Raw genomic sequence first — 15,646 nt, forward strand, 5'->3', positions numbered from 1 at the left:
CCTGAAGACTCGCACCCTCTACAACGAAGCAACCGCTTGGTCGCATCGTGCCGAAGTGCTCACGGCTTGACATCTAAGCTCCTGGGATGTCTTTCACGAGTGCCGTTGATGATCACATGGTGGCGCATCCGGCCGGTCGGCGGGTAGGTCGTGGTGGGCGGCGACGGTGTACTCGATGACCTCGACGCGTGCGCTTGCCTCCCCGGGGGGCCTGGCGGCGCAGCGCAGCTCCGGTACGACGTCCGCGGTGAGGATGCCGCCGAGCGCGGCCGGGACGAGGATGTCGGCCTCCGCGGTGAGGGCTTCGCCGACCGATTGCCGAGACATCGGATGAACGATCCCATCGGACCCACCAAGGCCCGGAAAGATTCCGGAAATCGCCTCTATAGCTCCGATCTAAGGCATTGACGTCTGCCCCATCACAGGGTCATATCTGTTGTAACACCCTACGAAAGGCAGGTACGCACATGTCCCAGCCGAAAGAGCAGGGCAAGAAGCAACCTCGCAGGATCCACGAGAAGAAGGTCAGGAGCCGCGGCGAGGAGACGACCTGGCACAAGCCGGACTACCAGGTCGTCGAGGCCTCGATGGAGATGACCGCGTACTTCCTGGCCACCCGGTAACCGGGCGCCGCCATGCGACTGCAGGTGCTCGGCACCGCGGCCGGGGGCGGCGTGCCCCAGTGGAACTGCGCGTGCCCCGGCTGCTCCGGGGCACGCGCCCATCCGGGCCGCCGCCGACGTCATGCCAGCCTGGCCGTCCGGCTCGACGACGGCGGTTACGTCGTCAACGCCACACCCGACATCGCGGAGCAGATCGAGTCGTGCGCGTGGCTGCGCCCGGGGCCGGGCCCCCGCGAGTCGCCGCTCAAGGGCGTGATCCTCACCGATGCCGAGCTCGACCACACGATCGGCCTGCTCAGGCTCAGGGAGGCCGACGCGCTGGAGGTGCGTTCCACCCCGGTCGTACGGCACGCGCTGCGGCCCTTCGCCGAGCTCCTGCGCCCTTACCTGCAGCTGACCTGGGCCGACGCCGACACCGTCCCGGTGTCGGGCAAGCGCCCCCGCTACGCCGCCGACTCCCCCGAGGCCGAGACTGAGGCCGAGGGCTGGGTGTCGGCGCTGCGCCTCGGGCCGCTGGTGTACGCGCCCGCCATGGGGGTGTGGCCGGACGAACTGGACGAGGCGTTCCGGCAGGCCGCGTGCGTGATCGTCGACGGCACGTTCTGGGACGACGAGGAGCCCCGCCGTACCGGGATCTCCACCAGGACCGCCACCCAGATGGGCCACCTGCCGATCGAGGCGACCATGGAACGGCTCTCCAAGCTGCCCGGCCGCCGCCTCTACACCCACCTCAACAACACCAACCCCCTCGTGGACCCGGCCGCCGAGCAGCACAAGGTGCTCGCCGAGCTGGGGATCGAGGTGGCCGCCGACGGGATGGTGATCGACCTTTGAACGGCTTCGAGGCAGAGCTGCGTGCCGTACCGGAGAAGCGTTACCACCACCTGCACCCGTTCAACCAGCGCATGCACGCGGGCGAGCTGACCCGTGACGAGCTGCGGGGCTGGATACTCAACCGCTTCCACTACCAGCGGCACATCCCGGTCAAGGACGCGTTCATCATCGCCAAGCTGACGACGTCCGAGCTGCGCAGGATGTGGTTGCGCCGGATTCAGGACCACGACGGCGCCGCGCCCGGCGAGGGCGGCATCGAGCGGTGGCTGCGCCTGGGCGAGGCGGCCGGGCTGGAGCGCTCGCTGCTGCTGTCGGGCGAGGGCGTCCTGCCCGGCGTGCGGCTGGCCGTCGACGGCTACGTGAACCTGTGCCGCAACGGCTCCGCCCTGGAGGCCGTCGCGGCGTCGCTGACCGAGCTGTTCGCCCCGGACCTCATGCGTACGAGGATCGCGGCCTTCGAACGGCACTACCGGTGGATAGACCCGGACGGACTGCGATATTTCCAGGTACGCGTCTCCCAGGGCCGCCAGGACAGCGGCGAAGCCCTGGCCCTCGTGCTCGACTGGGCCACAACGCGCGCCGACCAGGACAAGGCCGTCGCGGCGCTCGCCTACAAGTGCGACCTCCTGTGGTCCCTGCTCGACGCGGTGGACGGGGCGTACCGATGACCTGGCGCCCGGTGCTGTCGCGCTCCGCCATGCTCCGCCACGACCCCGTACGCGGCGCTGACCTGCTGATCGTCCCCGAGCGGATCGTCGTGCTCAACGCGGAGGCCGCGGCCATCGTCGCCTTGTGCGACGGCGCGCGGACCGTGGCGGACATCGTCGCCGAGCTGCCCGAGGGGCCGGAGTCCGACATCGTGGAGTTCCTGGAACGGGTCCGGGCCGAGGGCTGGCTCCGGTGAACGCCCCCTGGGCCATGCTGGCCGAGCTCACGCACGCGTGCCCGCTGCGCTGCCCGTACTGCTCGAACCCGACCGAGCTGGCAGCCAGGTCGAGCGAGCTGGGCACCGAGGAGTGGCGGCGGGTCTTCGGCGAGGCGGGGGCGCTGGGCATCGTGCACGCGCATCTGTCCGGCGGCGAGCCGCTGCTGAGGCCCGACCTGGCGCAGATCGTGACGGCGGCCGACCGCGCGGGCGTCTACACGCAGCTGGTCACCAGCGGCGTCGGGCTGACCGAGCGCAGGACGGGCGAGCTCGCGGCGGCGGGGCTGCGCAGCGTGCAGCTGTCGGTCCAGTCGGCCACGGCGCGGGAGTCGGACCGGATCGCCGGGGTCGCGTCGTTCGCGCGGAAGGAGCGGGCCGCCGCGGCGGTGGTCGCGAGCGGGCTGCCGCTCGGGCTCAACGTGGTCCTGCACCGCGCCAACCTCGACGCCGTCGGCGAGATCATCGAGCTCGGGCTGGCGTGGGGCGTGGAACGCATCGAGCTGGCCAACACCCAGTTCTACGGGTGGGGGCTGCTCAACAGGTCCGCGCTGCTGCCCACCAGGGAGCAGCTCGCGCGCGCCGAGGCCGTGGTCCAGAAATATCGGGACGAGACGGAGGTCGAGCTGATCTGGGTGATCCCCGACTACTTCGACGGCGTGCCCAAACCCTGCATGGGCGGCTGGGGCGCGATCTCGATCACCGTCGCGCCCGACGGCCGTGTGCTGCCCTGCCCGGCCGCGTACGACCTGCCGCTGGAGATCCCCAATGCCCGCGATCACCGGCTCGGCTGGATCTGGGAGCACTCGCCCGCCTTCAACGCCTATCGGGGCACCGGCTGGATGCGCGAGCCATGCGCGAGCTGCCCCCGGAAGGCGCTCGACTTCGGCGGCTGCCGCTGCCAGGCGTACGCGCTGACCGGCGACGCGGCCCGCACCGATCCGGCCTGCGAGCTCTCCCCCGACCACCACCTCGTCACGGAGCCGGCGGCGGGCGGCACGTTCACCTACCGGCGGCCGGCGCCTTCCGGGACCGCGCGCCCCTGAGGAGCTGCCAGGCGACGTGGTCGCCGGACAGGCCGTGGCCGACTCTGTGACCCTGACGGCTGGATGGTCACCTTCAACGACCTGATGAGCCGGATCGCCGGCAGGTTCGGTCGCGTCGCGCCGCCACCGCCTACGTCCGTGGACTGCTGTCCGGCCTCGAACGAGCCCCTGCGATCAGGCCGTTGTGCCCGGCTCCCGCGATCACCGCGCCATATGCCATATCCCCAACTCATGCCCATGGCGCGGAGTCCCATTCCCGCGTATACGGATTACCCGATTCGGGTATGCGCGGCATCAATCCATTATGGATGACCGCGTCCTACGGTCGGTGCGACCGCCCCTCCCATTTTCCGCCGACCGAGAAAGGCCGTCCATGTTCCGCACTCCCTTCCGTCGAGGCCTCGCCGTCGCCGTCGCCTGCGTCGCCCTCACCGGGTTCGCGGGCGCCTGCGGTGGCGGCGGAAACGCCGAATTGTGCACCGAGACGTTCAAGCTCTACGACGAATACACGAAGCGGGCGCAATCCGCGGCCGGCGACGCCGCGAGCATGAACCAATTGAACGCCGATATCGGCGCAAAGGTGAAAGAACTCGCGGGAAAGGCCGACGGCGACCTCGCGACGGCACTGAACGGAATGGCCGACACCTTCACGGGCGCCCAGATCGACACTTCCGACAAGGACGCGGCCCTGGCCGAACTGCAGGAGGTGCGGACCAACATGAAAACCGCCCTCGACAAGGTCAACTCGCTCTGCACCTGATCTCGGCGGACGGCCGCGCGTGGTCGTGGTGAGATATCGGGGAAAGGGGTGATTTCTCCAAATGTGGTTCACGCTGCTGGGCCAGGTGCGGGTGCTGCGGGAGGAGCGCGAGGTCCGGCTGGGCGCGCCGCAGCAGCGTGCCTTCCTGGCCCTGCTGCTGGCCGCCGGAGGTCAGCCGGTCGGCGTCGAGGACCTGGTCGACGGGCTGTGGGGGCAGGACCCGCCGCCCACCGCGCTCAACGTGCTGCACCGGAACGTCGGGATGCTGCGCCGGACGCTGGAGCCGGGGCTGGCGGCGCGGGAGGCGGGCCGCTGGCTCCTGCCCGCGGCGGGAGGTTACCGGCTCGCGGTGGACGCGGCCAGCGCCGACCTCCTCCAGTTCCGGCAGCAGGTGGCGCGGGCCTGGACGGCCGCCGCCGAGGACCGGCCCGCCGAAGCGGTGGACTGCTACGTGCGGGCGCTGCGGCTGTGGCGGGGGTCCGCGGGCGCCGGGATCCCGCCCGCGGTTCGTGCCCGGCCTGTCTTCGCCACCCTGGACCGCGAGTACGCCGCCACGGTGGGCGAGGCCGCCAAATACGCGCTGGCCGCCGGCCTGCCCGCACCGCTGCTGCCGGCCGTACGGGCCGCGGCCGAGCGGGAATCGCTGGATGAGCTGCTGCAGGCCCGGCTGATCCAGTTGCTGGCCGCGACCGGCCGCCAGAACGAGGCCCTCGACCTCTATCGCGAAGTCCGCGCCCAGCTGACCGAGGATCTGGGCATCGACCCCGGGCCCGAGCTGACGGCCGCGGGAGAGAGCGTGCTGCGCCGCCCGTCCGCCCGGCCCGCGACGAGGGCGGGCGTGACCAGGCCCGCCCAGCTGCCCGCGGATCCGCCGGTCTTCGCGGGGCGCAGCGCGGAGCTGGCGCGGCTGCCCGCACCGGAGAAGGGGCCGTCGGAAGAGCGGCCGTCGGAGGAGGACCATGACGGCGCCGGGCCGGGCGCCACGGGGATCAGGGTCATCTGCGGCATGGGCGGCATCGGCAAGACCACCCTGGCGGTGCACTGGGCGCATCAGGTCGCGCACCACTACCCCGACGGGCAGCTGTTCCTGAACCTGCGCGGCTTCCACCCCAGCGAGCAGGCGATGAGCGCCGGTGAGGCGCTGAACGCCCTGCTGGCCGGCCTCGGCGTGGCCGCGGAGGAGGTCCCGGTCACCGTGGAGGAGCGGGCCGCCCTGTTCCGTGGCCGCGTCGCCGGACGGCGGCTGCTCCTGCTGCTCGACAACGCCCGGGACGCCCAGCAGGTGCGCCCGCTGCTGCCCGCGTCCGCCGGTTGCCTGGCCATCGTGACCAGCCGGAACCGGCTCGACGGGCTCGTCGTCAATGAGGACGCGCACCCGCTGGCCCTGGAGCCGCTGCCGGACGGCGAGGCCGCCGACCTGCTGCGTGCCCGGCTGGGCGCGGCGCGGGTGGAGGCGGAGCCGGACGCGACAGCCCAGATACTGTCCCTGTGCGGCGGGCTGCCCCTCGCGCTGGTCGCCGTCGCCGCCTACGCACTGACCCATCCGTCCTTCACGCTGGCGTCCATCGCGGCCGAGCTGCGCCGCGCCCGCGGCAACCTCGACGGCTTCACGGGCTTCGACGCGACGGCGGCGCCCCAGGCGGTGTTCTCCTGGTCCTACCGCGCTCACCCCGGCGGCGGCCCGGCTGTTCCGGCTGCTGGGCACCGCGCCGGGGCCCGACATCAGCGCGTCGGCCGCAGCCGGCCTGGCCGGCGCGCGGCTTTCGCGCGTGCGCCCCCTGCTGCTGGAGCTCACCGCCGCCCACCTGCTCACCGAGCACGCGCCGGGCCGCTTCACCTTCCACGACCTGTTACGCGCGTACGCCGCCGAGACGGCCGCCGAGGAGGAGACCGATCAGGACCTCACGGCCGCCCTGCACCGGCTTCTCGACCACTACCTCCGTACGGCCCACCGCTGCTCGGAGCTGATCAAACCAGGCCAGAACGCGATCCCCTGCCCCGAGCCGCAGGACGGCGTCGCCCCGGACCGGATCGACGACACGATCCAGGCGCTGGCCTGGTTCGGCACCGAGGAGAACGTCGTCCTCGCCACCGTCGGGCACGCCGCCCGGCTCGGGCTCGACCATCATGTCGCGCATCTGGCCTGGTCGGTGCACACCTACCTGATCCTGATGTCCCCCGCGGAGCGCGTGCTGGCATTGGCGCGGACCGCGGTGGCGGCCACGGCGCGGCTCGGCGACCCGCGCATGCACGCCCACGCCCTGCACGCCCTGGCGTCGGCGTGCACGCGCGCCGGACTGCCCGACGAGGCGCACGACACCTACCGGCGCTCCTTGCGGCTGTTCACCGAGCTGGGGGACGTGAAGGGACAGTCCGTCACGCATCTCGAACTGACCCGCCTGCACGACCAGCAGGGCCGTCACCAGGAGGCGCTGCAGCACGCGCGGCGCTGTCTCGCGCTGTCCCGTCAGGACGGAGCGACCCCGTTCGAGGAGGCCGGCGCGCTGAACGCGGTGGGCTGGGTGCTGATCCGGCTGGGCCGGCCCCGCGCGGGCCTGGCGTACAGCCGGCGGTCGCTGAACCTGCAGACCAACGTGGTCGGCCAGAGCTTCGTCCGCTACACCATCGGCTGGGCGCATCACCTCCTGGGTGAGTACCGCGCGGCCATCGACAGCTACCGCAGGTCCCTGGGGCTGGGCGACGGCCAGAGCTGGCACGGGCGCGACCACGACGCCCTGGTGCTGGAGCGGCTCGGCGACGCCCTGCATGCCGTCGGCGATCTGGAGGCGGCCAGGGCGAGCTGGCAGGCCGCCCTGGACTGCCTCTACGACTCCCGAACCGAGGCCAGGGCGGCCCTCGCCGCCAAACTCAGCGGCGGATCAGCCCATGGGAAGGGCCGCCGGTCGCCGTGAGTGGAACCGCAGCAACCGGCTCAACGCGGCGTCGCACCGCTGGACGCCCTCGCGTGCCCAGGCCTGCCGCCTCGCGAACGCCTTGACCAGGCCGTGGTACCGGTAGGTCCCGCCCGGCCCGGCCAGCAGCAGGTGCGCGTCGACCAGCGACTCCAGCAGCCGATGGGCCCGCGGTCGTGGCACCCCGAGCAGCGCCGCGACCGACTCCGCCGTCAGCTCGCCGTAGTCGGGCAGCGCGGCCAGCCGGAAGGCCGTGGCCTGCTGCGCGTCGAGCCGGCCCTGGGCGAACAGCAGGGGCGCCTCGATCAGCGCGCAGCCGTCGTTCGCGCCCGCGGGCCGGTGCAGGTCGTCCTCCAGCCGCATGCGGACCTGCCGCACCGTCCAGTGCGGCCTGGCCTGCAGCAGGTCGGCGGCCACGCGTACGGCCAGCGGCTGGTGCGAGCACAGGTCGACCAGCTCGACGGCCTCCTGGCGCTCTGCGAGGACCCGCTGGTGGCCCGCCAGCCGGGCCAGCATCTCCAGCGCGTCCGCCGGGGGCAGGGCGTCGAGCCCGATCCAGCGGACGCCGGACAGGTCGATCAGGTGCCGCCAGGTCGTGACGATCGCGGCACAGCCGGGGGCCGCCGGCAGCAGGTGGCGTACCTGGTTCGCGTCGCCGGCGTCGTCCAGCACGACCAGCGCTCGCCGGTCGGCCAGCACGGTCCGCCACAGCGCCGCCCGCTCCTCCAGCCGGCCGGGCAGCCGGTCCGCCGGCACGCCGAGGGAGCGCAGGAAGAAGCCCAGGACCGCGGCGGGGGCCGCCGGTCGCCCGGTGGACGCGCGCAGGTCCGCGTAGAGCCGGCCGTCCGGGAACCGGTCCCGCATCGCGTGCGCCGCCTGGACGGCCAGCGCGGTCTTCCCCACGCCGCCGAGCCCGGTGATCGCCACCACCGGCGTCCACTCGGCGGAGCCGAGCGTGTCGTGGATGGTGTCCAGCTCCGCCTGCCTGCCCACGAAGCCCGGTGGCATCGCGGGCAACTGGGCGGGCGGCCGCTCGGTCGTGACGGCCGGAACCGGGCGCGGCGGGGCGAGCCCCGGGTCCGCGCGCAGGATGCGCTGATGCAGCTCGCGCAGGCCGGCGCCGGGGTCGATGCCGAGCTCGACGGCGAGCAACCGCCGTACCTCGTCATATGCCGACAGCGCCTCCGCCTGCCGGCCGGAGCGGTAGAGGGCGATCATCTGCAGTTCGCGCAGCCGCTCGCGCATGGGCTCGGCAGCGATGGCCGCGGCCAGCTCCTCGCTCGCCTCGGCGTGCCGGCCGAGCTCCAGGTCGAGCGACAGCCGCTCCTCCAGCGCGGCGACCCTGCGCTGGACCAGGCGCGTCCGCTCCCGGTCGACGTAGTCGCCGCGGGCCCCGCCCAGAGGCATGCCCTGCCACAGGTGCAGGGCGCTCCGCAGCAGGCCGGCCGCCTCGGCCACGTTCCCCCGGGAGCGCGCGGCCTGCGCCTCGCCTACGTGCCCGCGAAAGGAGTCCCAGTCCACCGACACCGCGCCGGCGGATATGACGTAGCCGCAGCCTGACGACCTGATCACCTGGTCGTCGTCCGCCCCGGACGACACGACGCGGCGCAGCCGGCACACGTAGGTGCGCACGACGGCCCGCGCGCTTTCAGGCGCCCGTTCCCCCCACAGCGCGTCGATGATCTCGTCGATCGACGCCGCCTCGCCCTCGCGTAACAGCAGGAAGGCGAGCAGCGCCCGCTGCTGGGGTGAGCCGAGGTCGAGCTCCGTCGCGCCGCGCCACCCCCTGACCGGGCCCAGCAGGGCGAACCGCATCCCCGTGTTCATGATCGATCGTTCCTCCACCCGAACTTCATCGCGTGATCCTCGTCTCCGCGGCGACCTCCTCCCCAAGGCCCCGCCCGCCGGTCCCGTGACCGCTCCCGGTCACTCCTGATGAGCTGCCGCGTCCACCAGTTCGGCGATCGACTCCAGGGCGTCGAAGCGCGTGAACTCCTCCGCGAGCTCCTGCGCGCGGGCGCGGTAGGACGGCGTCGACAGGACGGTGTTCACGGCCGAACGGAGTGCCGCGTCGTCGGGTCGCGCGGTGCCCAGGTCGACGCCCGTACCGCTCCACTCGACCCGGGCGGCGATCAGCGGCTTGTCCTCGGTGACGCCCCCGACGACGAGCGGGACACCGTGCCGCAGGGCGGCGTGCACGCCGCCGTAGCCGCCGTTGGTGACCAGCACGTCGGCGTAGGGCAGCAGCAGGTCGAAGGGGATGAAGTCGGCAGGGCGGGCGTTGCCGGGAATGTCACCCATGATGGCCCGTACGTCCTCGACGCCGCCCGGCCGCGCGGTGGCGGCGACGACGAGCGCGTCGGAGTCGGCCAGGACGCGCAGCGTGGGGATGACCAGCTCCTCCAGGTCCACGTTGGCGAACGTCCCCTGCGTCGTCACCACGACCGGGCGCTCGTCCGACAGGTCCCTCCACCAGGACGGCCACTCGAAGGTCTTGGTGGGCGCCGACGGCAGCGGGCCGACGAAGCGGAAGGAGCTCGGGAGGTCGTCACGGGGGAACTCGAACCCGGGCACGGTCAGCTGCAGGTAGTGGTCGGGGACCGTGATCAGGCTGGTGAGCACGAACTCGGGAAGGGTCACCCCGACCGACTCGAACAGCTTCTCCAGATGCTCCTGCGCGTCCACGTGGATCTCCGGGCCCCAGCCGGTCGCCGGGGGCGGCGGTGAGACGCCCACGCTGACGGTGACCGGACGGGTGCCGGACTCGGCCGCCAGGGAGAGCGGCAGGGCGCCGAGGAAGAGGTTGTCGCTGATCACCACGGTGGCCGGGAAGTCGGCCAGCAGCCGCCGCAGCGCCTCGTACTGGGCCGGAACCGGGTCGCCGAAGATGTGCTTGACGTCGAATCCGAGCTGGACCGGGCCGGGCGGGAGCTGTCCGCGCATGGGGAACTCCCGGTCCATCCGCCGGTCGTCGTAGTCGGCCTCCGCGGGCAGCGCCGTGAAGTGCGCACCGACGGCCTCCACCCGCTCCTTGAACCTCGCGCCGCTGAGGAAGACGACCTCGTTGCCGCGCCGCACCAGGTCGGCGGCGATGGCGAGGAGAGGAGCCACATGCCCGTGCGCGGGCGTGGCGGCGATAATGATCTTGGACATTGACTCTCCGCTGTCAGAACCTGAGAAACAAGCCGAGATCGTATGGGCGGCGTTGTGCATAAGAAGTGATCGCGTCTTCCACCGAATACACAAAAGCGGCCGCCGCCGGAGCCCGATGCTCCGGCGACGGCCGCCCGCGTGCCTCAGGACCTGCTCTTCTTGCCCAGCATGCTCGTGACGGCGGCCACGCAGAGCACGGCGAGGACGAGTTGCACGACGATCACCAGCCAGGTCCTCTCGTGGAAGCCCAGCAGGTAGGCGATCCCGGTGCCGACACCGGAGGCGACGATGCCCGCCGCGATGGTGGCGAACCAGCCGATGTCCTGGCGTCCGGGCAGGATCAGCCGGCCCAGGCCGCCTACTATGGCCCCGCCGATCACGGCGCCGATCAAGAGAGTGAGCATTCCGATCTCCTTGTGTGGGTGTTTCCGATGAGCTGCGCCAACGAGCGCGGCTAACCGCCGTCGCCCTGCTGCGCGGTGTCCTGCTCGGCGAGATCGCCGCAGGTGAAGCCCTCTCTGCGCTCGGGATCGAGCTGGATCCGGCTGAGGTTGGTGGTCTCCATGGGCCTGCGGAAGGTTTCGAGCTTGTCGCAGTCGTACATGACGTACGTGCCGTCGCTCTCACCCAGCAGCATCATCCAGCGGCCGTCATAGAGCGGTTTGTCGTCCTCGGCGTTCTTCACGATCGTCCACTGGTCCTGGAAGCCGACCGCGCCCAGCAGTACGTTGGCCTGCCCGGTCTCCTGGACCTCGACCGCGCCCTCGATGAGGCTCAGGATCAGCACGAACCCCAGGCCGACGCCGGTCAGGCCACCGGTGATCACCTTCGTCCCGGCGCGCCCGACGGGCTTGCGGCGCAGCAGCCGGAACGGGATCAGGAAGGCCAGCACGCCCAGCCCCACCGCGACGACGACCATGACGAACAGGTCCAGCGTGCCGAAGAGGCGGAAGACGCCCCAGTACGTCGCCCCGCACCACAGCGCCGCAAGCGCGGCGGCGATCCAGGGCCGCTTCCTGATCCCCTGGAAGAGTTTGTTCGCCCCGCCGCCGGTCATCCTGTCGAGCAGCCAGCCCAGGCCGGCGACGACGCCGAGCAGCGGGAGGGCGATCAGCAGGAGCAGGACCAGCGTGCTCGTCAATCGGCCGAGCAGGACCGACTGGTCGACCCCCACCTGCTGCGGATTGACGCCGAAGACGCCGTACATCTGCTCGACGCCGATGTAGAGGACCGCGTAGAGCGCCACCGCGATCGGCACGACGACGGAGCCGATGCGTTCGAGCAGCGCCATGACGCCGCCCCCGCCCTCCTGCTCCTCGGGGGCGTCGCTCTCCGGAGCTACGGGACTGTAAGGCTGCTCCGGCGAAATCCGATGACTCGACATGGCGAACGACGGTAGGGGCCGCCCGCATGCGGAAGGTTGACGACGCGTATATGTGATGGCCGGCCGGCCGCCGAGCCCGGCTCAGGGGGCGGGCTCGGCGATCCGGCAGCGGTCAGAACTTGAGCTTGCGCAGGTAGCGGTAGCCGACCTCCGCCGTCTGCCGGGGCGTCACGTCGGGAGTGTCGTTCTCGACGATGTACTCCTTCACCCGGTGCTTGTCGAAGATCCGCCGGAAGTCGATGGTCCCGGTGCCGAGGTCGGCCATGTCGCCGTCGAGGTGCCGGTCCTTGACGTGGAACTGCAGCACGCGCTGCGGCGCCCTGCGGATGACGTCGAGGGCGAAGCGCACCGGGTCGGCGGCGCCGCGTCCGACGCCTCCGGTGACCGCCCAGTAGATGTCGATCTCCAGGTGGACCAGGTGGGGATCGAGTTCGGAGGTGAGCACGTCCCAGGGAGTCCGGCCCCCTCCGAGGTCGGTCGTGAACTCGTGGGCGTGGTTGTGGTAGCCGTAACGCAGGCCGGCCGAGCGGGCGGCCCGCGCCTCGACGTTCATGCGCTCGGCCCAGGCCTTCCACTCGTCCAGGCTGGTGGAGTTCAGGTAGGGAACGACCATGAAGGACTGGCCGAGGGTCAGCGCGTTGTCGATCTTCGTGTCCAGGCCGGCCTGGTCGGCGGTGAGGCCGTCGTGGCTGGAGCTGGCGCGGATGCCGAGCCCGTCGAGGAACGCGCGCAACTGCCGGGCCGTGCGGCCGAAGTAGCCGAGCGCGATCTCGACCTTCGGGTAGCCGGTCTGGGCCAGGTAGGCGAGGGTGGCGTCGTAGTTCTTGGCGAGGTCGTCGCGTACCGTCCAGAGCTGGATGCTGATCTGGTCCCGGGGGATGCGTTCCTTGCCGGAGTGGTGCGGCGGCGTCGCCGCGGCGACGGCCGGGGAGGCGGCGGCGACGGCCGCCGCCCCGAGTCCGAGGCCCGCGGCGAGCAGGGAGCGCCTGCTGGGGCCGTATCCGTAGCACATGGGGTCTCCTAATGGGTGGGCTGGAGGATGACCTCGTCGCTGCCGGTCAGCGGGGGCAGGTCCGCGCCGCCCGGGTCGGTGTAGGTGGCGACGAAGACGCCGGTGAGGTGGTCGGTTTCCGGGTCGTGCCCGCTCGGCACGCTGGTCTGGATGGAGCCCGTGCAGCCGCGGGCCGTGGTCTGCGGATGGCCGTGGTCGTCGTGGCCGAGGATGTAGTCCACGGTCATGTTGTCGCAGTTCACCGGCTGGTCGTCGGTGACCCGCACCTCGAACTCGACGGTGTCCCCGAACGTGAACGTCTGCCCGTCGGCGGGCTTGACCAGCTCGACGACCGGCGTGGCGTTGCCGACCACGATCCGCACCGAGGTCGCCGCGGACCTGCCGACGTCGTCGGTGACGCGCAGCGTGGCCTGGTAGAGGCCGTTCTGCCGGTACGTGTACGACGCCTGCGGGCTGCGGGAGTCGACCCGGCCGTCGGCGTCGAAGTCCCAGGCGTAGCGGACCCGGTCACCGTCGGGGTCGGTCGTGCCCGCGCTGGTGAAGTTGACGGTGAGCGGCGCAAGGCCGGCGGTCACCGACGCGGCGGCGGCCGGGACGGGGGTGTGGTTGCCGGTGTTGCCGATGTAGTCGAAGCGGGAGAGCTGGGCGTCCGGGTTCTCCTGGAAGAAGCCGTCGCCGTACTCCAGCACGTAGAGCGCGCCGTCGGGGCCGAACTCCATGTCCATCGGGTTGTCGAACACGAGCGACGGCAGCACGTCCTCGATCCGCCCGTCACGGTGGAACGCCTTGACGTAGTCGCGGGTCCACTCGTAGAAGAGCGGGACGCCGTCGTAGTACTTGGGCCAGGCCACGGTGGTGCGGCCACGCGCGGCGCGCGGGTCGAAGTCGTACGCGGGCCCGGCCATCGGGCCGATGCCGCCGGTGCCCAGTTGCGGGAACTCCTGCGACGCCCCGTACGAGTACCACACGTCCGGCTGGACCACCGGAGGCAGTTTGCGCAGGCCGGTGTTGTGCGGCGACTCGTTGACGGGCGCGGCGCAGGAGAACGCGCTGCCGGACGCGCCGGTCGCGAAGTCGTAGTCGATGTACGGCTGCCGCGCCGTCGCGCAGTACGGCCAGCCGTAGTTGCCCGACTTGCGGATCTTCGTCCACTTGCCGGTCCCCGCCGGACCGCGCTGGGGATCGGCGGCCGACGCGTCGGGCGAGTAGTCGGCGACGTAGAGGTCACCGGTGGACCGGTTGACCTCGATGCGGAACGGGTTGCGCAGGCCCATCGCGTAGATCTCGGGCCGGGTGCGCGCGGTCCCCGGCGGGAAGAGGTTGCCGCGCGGGATCGTGTAGGACCCGTCCGGGCGGACCTTGACGCGCAGGATCTTGCCGCGCAGGTCGTTGGTGTTGCCGGCGCTGCGCTGGGCGTCGAACGCCGGGTTCCGGTCGGACCGCTCGTCGAGCGGGGAGTAGCCGTCGGAGAAGAACGGGTTCGTGTCGTCGCCGGTCGACAGGTAGAGGTTGCCGGCGGCGTCGAAGACGATGTCCCCGCCGACGTGGCAGCAGATGCCGCGGTCCACGGGCACGTCGAGGATGCGCTGCTCGGTGCGGAGGTCGATGGTGGCGCCGGTGAGGCGGAACCGGGACAGCCGGATCAGCCCCTTGAAGGGGGCGAAGTCCGCCGGTGCGCCGGTGAACGGGGCGTCGCCCTCGTTGACGTCGGGCGTGGCCGGGTCGTCGATCGGGGTGTCGAGAGGCGGCGAGTAGTAGAGGTAGACCCAGTCGTCCTTCTTGGAGCCCGTGCCGAAGCCGGGGCCGAGCGCGATGCTCTGCAGTCCCTCCTCGTCGTGCCGGTAGACGTCGAGCCGGGCGGCCAGCGTGTTGAGGCCGGTCTTCGGGTCGTTCAACCAGACCTCGCCGCCCCGGGTGGTGTGCAGGACCCTCGAATCCGGTAACACCGCCAGATCCATCGGCTCGCCCGGATTGTCATTGAGCGTCACCTTCTGGAAGGCGCTGTCGGGCGGCGGGGCCGCGGCACTCCCGGAGGCGTGGGCGGCGGCGGGCAGGAGGATCGCCGCAGCAGACATGGCCGCGATAGCGGTTCTCACTCTCATTGCCTCTCCCTTCGGTCTACTCGGGGGGATAAGAGAGGGCAAATCAACGTGAATGTAACCCGAGTTACGCCGATAGAGGAGGGGGTAATCGCGGATGATCGAGCATCTTTCGCCTTCCGCTCGGACTAAGTGGCACGCCGGGCATGCCGGACGGCGAGGAAGACGGCGAGTCGCCGGCCGGGTCAGCCCAGCAGTTCGCGGACCAGCGCCTCGCTCCACCAGCGCTCGACCCGGTCGGGCGACCAGCCGCGCTCGGCGGTGAGCGTGGTGTAGACGTCGATGCTGCACATGCCCGCGTAGACGTCCACGGCCGCCGGCACGTCCAGGCCCTGGCGGAGCACGCCGCCGGGCCAGGAGGAGAACACCGCCGCGCGGGTCTCGTCGGCCCGCCGACGGCCGTCGCGGTAGACCGTGGCCAGCTCGGGTTCGACGCGCCCGGCCTCGCGCAGCAGCGTGATGACGTCTCCGGCGCGCTCGTACAGGCGCCGGTCGAAGCCGGCCATCGCGGCCAGTTGCCGCGCGGGATCGGTGTCGGGGGCCTCCAGCTCCGCGAGCTGCTGGGACGGGTCGGCCGACAGGTCGGCGGCGTCGGCCAGGGCCCGGGTCAGGCCGGTCTTGTTGCCGTACACCGAATAGACCGTCGGCACGGAGACGCCCGCCTCGCGGGCCACGTCGCGCACGGTCGTCGCGGCCCACCCGCGGTCGACGAAGAGCCGGCGCGCGGCGCGGGCGATCTCGGCCCGCGTCTCCAGCGCCTGCGTCGTGCGGCGCAAGGAGTCGTAACGACGCGGGCCCGCCTCTGCCTCCATTGGTAGTCAGGGGCGCGGTGCCGTGAAGGCCCGGTTCCCCATCCCCCTTTCAATTCCGTACGTGCGGTTTTCCCGCATACGGCTTACCG

Annotated in this window: 15 protein-coding genes and 1 pseudogene; 8 read left to right on the plus strand and 8 right to left on the minus strand. The window is 71.7% G+C overall.

Annotated features, from left to right (window positions below; genetic code table 11):
• Window positions 1–93: 93 nt before the first annotated feature.
• Window positions 94–327 carry a hypothetical protein gene (locus ACIBQ1_RS61365; protein WP_397292762.1) on the minus strand — a complete coding sequence of 78 codons (234 nt, stop codon included), beginning with the start codon at window positions 325–327 and terminating at the stop codon, window positions 94–96.
• A 140-nt stretch (window positions 328–467) separates the two neighbouring features.
• Between ACIBQ1_RS61365 and pqqA the strand changes: the two genes are divergently transcribed.
• From pqqA to ACIBQ1_RS61405, 8 genes and pseudogenes are all read left to right on the plus strand, one after another.
• Window positions 468–623, plus strand: a complete 156-nt coding sequence (gene pqqA, locus ACIBQ1_RS61370) for a pyrroloquinoline quinone precursor peptide PqqA (protein WP_397292763.1) — start codon at window positions 468–470, stop codon at window positions 621–623.
• Between the two features lie 12 nt (window positions 624–635).
• Entirely contained in the window at window positions 636–1,457 is an 822-nt protein-coding gene (gene pqqB / locus ACIBQ1_RS61375) for a pyrroloquinoline quinone biosynthesis protein PqqB (protein WP_397292764.1), read from the plus strand.
• Window positions 1,454–2,125, plus strand: a complete 672-nt coding sequence (gene pqqC, locus ACIBQ1_RS61380) for a pyrroloquinoline-quinone synthase PqqC (protein WP_397292766.1) — start codon at window positions 1,454–1,456, stop codon at window positions 2,123–2,125. The genes pqqB and pqqC overlap by 4 nt, the downstream gene beginning before the upstream one ends.
• The gene (gene pqqD / locus ACIBQ1_RS61385) at window positions 2,122–2,361 is read left to right on the plus strand and encodes a pyrroloquinoline quinone biosynthesis peptide chaperone PqqD (RefSeq protein ID WP_185069146.1); all 240 of its coding nucleotides are present in this window, start codon (window positions 2,122–2,124) and stop codon (window positions 2,359–2,361) included. The genes pqqC and pqqD overlap by 4 nt, the downstream gene beginning before the upstream one ends.
• Complete coding sequence (gene pqqE / locus ACIBQ1_RS61390; RefSeq protein ID WP_397292767.1) at window positions 2,358–3,425, plus strand: pyrroloquinoline quinone biosynthesis protein PqqE; 1,068 nt, start codon at window positions 2,358–2,360, stop codon at window positions 3,423–3,425. Before pqqD ends, pqqE begins: the two co-directional genes overlap by 4 nt.
• A gap of 373 nt (window positions 3,426–3,798) precedes the next feature.
• Entirely contained in the window at window positions 3,799–4,185 is a 387-nt protein-coding gene (locus ACIBQ1_RS61395; RefSeq protein WP_397292768.1) for a hypothetical protein, read from the plus strand.
• Between the two features lie 262 nt (window positions 4,186–4,447).
• Window positions 4,448–5,662: pseudogene (locus ACIBQ1_RS61400) on the plus strand (BTAD domain-containing putative transcriptional regulator); the annotation flags it as partial.
• A 292-nt stretch (window positions 5,663–5,954) separates the two neighbouring features.
• Window positions 5,955–7,097 carry a tetratricopeptide repeat protein gene (locus ACIBQ1_RS61405; protein ID WP_397292769.1) on the plus strand — a complete coding sequence of 381 codons (1,143 nt, stop codon included), beginning with the start codon at window positions 5,955–5,957 and terminating at the stop codon, window positions 7,095–7,097.
• Here the strand turns inward: ACIBQ1_RS61405 and ACIBQ1_RS61410 are convergent.
• The 7 genes from ACIBQ1_RS61410 to ACIBQ1_RS61440 form a co-directional block, all read right to left on the minus strand.
• Entirely contained in the window at window positions 7,065–8,924 is a 1,860-nt protein-coding gene (locus tag ACIBQ1_RS61410) for a BTAD domain-containing putative transcriptional regulator (RefSeq protein ID WP_397292770.1), read from the minus strand. The genes ACIBQ1_RS61405 and ACIBQ1_RS61410 overlap by 33 nt on opposite strands.
• Window positions 8,925–9,023: 99 nt before the next feature.
• On the minus strand, window positions 9,024–10,250 hold the full coding sequence (locus ACIBQ1_RS61415) for a glycosyltransferase (RefSeq protein WP_397292772.1): 1,227 nt from the start codon (window positions 10,248–10,250) through the stop codon (window positions 9,024–9,026).
• A 143-nt stretch (window positions 10,251–10,393) separates the two neighbouring features.
• Complete coding sequence (locus ACIBQ1_RS61420) at window positions 10,394–10,654, minus strand: GlsB/YeaQ/YmgE family stress response membrane protein (RefSeq protein ID WP_397292773.1); 261 nt, start codon at window positions 10,652–10,654, stop codon at window positions 10,394–10,396.
• A gap of 50 nt (window positions 10,655–10,704) precedes the next feature.
• The gene (locus ACIBQ1_RS61425; protein ID WP_397292774.1) at window positions 10,705–11,634 is read right to left on the minus strand and encodes a hypothetical protein; all 930 of its coding nucleotides are present in this window, start codon (window positions 11,632–11,634) and stop codon (window positions 10,705–10,707) included.
• A 112-nt stretch (window positions 11,635–11,746) separates the two neighbouring features.
• On the minus strand, window positions 11,747–12,646 hold the full coding sequence (locus tag ACIBQ1_RS61430; RefSeq protein ID WP_397292776.1) for a sugar phosphate isomerase/epimerase family protein: 900 nt from the start codon (window positions 12,644–12,646) through the stop codon (window positions 11,747–11,749).
• An 8-nt stretch (window positions 12,647–12,654) separates the two neighbouring features.
• Window positions 12,655–14,748 (minus strand): PQQ-dependent sugar dehydrogenase, encoded by a 2,094-nt coding sequence (locus ACIBQ1_RS61435; protein ID WP_397292777.1) that lies wholly within the window; start codon window positions 14,746–14,748, stop codon window positions 12,655–12,657.
• A 182-nt stretch (window positions 14,749–14,930) separates the two neighbouring features.
• Entirely contained in the window at window positions 14,931–15,557 is a 627-nt protein-coding gene (locus ACIBQ1_RS61440; protein WP_397292779.1) for a TetR/AcrR family transcriptional regulator, read from the minus strand.
• Between the last annotated feature and the right edge of the window lie 89 nt (window positions 15,558–15,646).

Source organism: Nonomuraea sp. NPDC050153 (assembly GCF_044460125.1).
Classification (GTDB): Bacteria; Actinomycetota; Actinomycetes; order Streptosporangiales; family Streptosporangiaceae; genus Nonomuraea.

Coding starts and splice junctions, on each gene's coding strand:
- ACIBQ1_RS61440 (WP_397292779.1), bottom strand. CDS start 15,557: ATGGAGGCAGAGGCGGGCCCGCGTCGTTACGACTCCTTGCGCCGCACG.
- ACIBQ1_RS61415 (WP_397292772.1), bottom strand. CDS start 10,250: ATGTCCAAGATCATTATCGCCGCCACGCCCGCGCACGGGCATGTGGCT.
- ACIBQ1_RS61420 (WP_397292773.1), bottom strand. CDS start 10,654: ATGCTCACTCTCTTGATCGGCGCCGTGATCGGCGGGGCCATAGTAGGC.
- ACIBQ1_RS61395 (WP_397292768.1), top strand. CDS start 3,799: ATGTTCCGCACTCCCTTCCGTCGAGGCCTCGCCGTCGCCGTCGCCTGC.
- pqqB (WP_397292764.1), top strand. CDS start 636: ATGCGACTGCAGGTGCTCGGCACCGCGGCCGGGGGCGGCGTGCCCCAG.
- pqqA (WP_397292763.1), top strand. CDS start 468: ATGTCCCAGCCGAAAGAGCAGGGCAAGAAGCAACCTCGCAGGATCCAC.
- ACIBQ1_RS61410 (WP_397292770.1), bottom strand. CDS start 8,924: ATGAACACGGGGATGCGGTTCGCCCTGCTGGGCCCGGTCAGGGGGTGG.
- ACIBQ1_RS61435 (WP_397292777.1), bottom strand. CDS start 14,748: ATGAGAGTGAGAACCGCTATCGCGGCCATGTCTGCTGCGGCGATCCTC.
- ACIBQ1_RS61430 (WP_397292776.1), bottom strand. CDS start 12,646: ATGTGCTACGGATACGGCCCCAGCAGGCGCTCCCTGCTCGCCGCGGGC.
- pqqD (WP_185069146.1), top strand. CDS start 2,122: ATGACCTGGCGCCCGGTGCTGTCGCGCTCCGCCATGCTCCGCCACGAC.
- ACIBQ1_RS61425 (WP_397292774.1), bottom strand. CDS start 11,634: ATGTCGAGTCATCGGATTTCGCCGGAGCAGCCTTACAGTCCCGTAGCT.
- ACIBQ1_RS61365 (WP_397292762.1), bottom strand. CDS start 327: ATGTCTCGGCAATCGGTCGGCGAAGCCCTCACCGCGGAGGCCGACATC.